This is a genomic window from Mesorhizobium sp. P5_C1 (genome assembly GCF_054049815.1).
Genome location: NZ_JBFULQ010001251.1, coordinates 1 through 743, shown reverse-complemented (window position 1 = coordinate 743; position 743 = coordinate 1). Strand labels below are relative to the sequence as shown.

Annotated in this window: 1 protein-coding gene; it reads right to left on the bottom strand. The window is 57.6% G+C overall.

The features are described from left to right. Nucleotides 1–743: sensor histidine kinase (locus ACXJ7R_RS35190; RefSeq protein ID WP_457155811.1), on the bottom strand; the 743-nt coding region annotated here is incomplete at both ends.

Here is a 743-nt window from a genome sequence, read left to right as displayed (position 1 = left end):
GACCAAAGTAAATGTCGACCCCTTGCCCGGTGTGCTTTCGACCCGCAATTCGCCGCCAAGCAAACGGGCGATCTCCCTACTGATCGAGAGCCCGAGCCCAGTACCGCCATATTTGCGGCTGGTGGTGCCGTCGGCTTGCTGGAAGGCTTCGAAAATCAGCTTCTGCTTGTCTTCGGGAATACCGATGCCGGTATCGGTCACGGCTATCGCCAGCGCTTTCGCCGGGTGCGCGGCGCTATTGCGCCGCCCGGTCTTCTCGACTCGGAAATTCAGACTGACCTCGCCCTGTGAGGTAAACTTGAATGCGTTCGAAAGCAGATTGAGGACAATCTGCTGCAGGCGCTTCTCGTCCGTGCGAACCGTATCGGGAAGGGCCGGGTCCACCTTGATGGTGAAGCCAAGGCCCTTGTCGGCCGCCAGTTGACGGAACGTACGCTCCATATGCTGGCGCAGATGTGACACCGGCATGTCGTTGAGATCGATGGAGACCGTACCAGACTCGATCTTCGACAGATCGAGGATATCGTTAATGAGGCTGAGAAGGTCGGTTCCGGCAGAGTTGATGGTGCGTGCGAACTCGACCTGCTTTTCGTTGAGATTGCCTTGCTGGTTGGTCGCGAGCAGGTTTGACAAAATGAGCAGTGAATTGAGCGGCGTGCGCAGTTCGTGGCTCATATTGGCCAGGAACTCGGACTTGTACTTGGACGTAAGCGCCAGCTGCTCGGCTTTCTCCTCCAATGCGC